At 65.5% G+C, this 220-nt stretch carries 1 pseudogene; it reads left to right on the forward strand.

Features of this window, described 5'->3' with window-relative positions:
• Nucleotides 1-27: 27 nt before the first annotated feature.
• Nucleotides 28-220 (forward strand): annotated as a pseudogene (locus tag AC5Y49_RS24910) (hypothetical protein); the annotation flags it as partial.

A 220-nucleotide genomic window follows, 5' to 3' on the forward strand; every position in this document is an offset into this window, starting at 1 on the left:
TGGGTGTCAGGTGAGCGCTCATCTGAGATGGAGGTCGCGGCGGCGCGGCCGCGTGAAGAATTCGATTCGTGGCTCGACGAGCAGGCCTACACGCCACTGGATTGCGAGCAGGGTCCTGGATGGCATCTTGCGGTGCTGCCGTTTACCGATGGCGGCGCCGGGGTGAGCTTGCTGGTCTCGCATTGTCTGATCGACGGCGTGGGGCTGTGCGAGGCGGTGG

The organism is Mycobacterium sp. NGS62 (genome assembly GCF_059812285.1).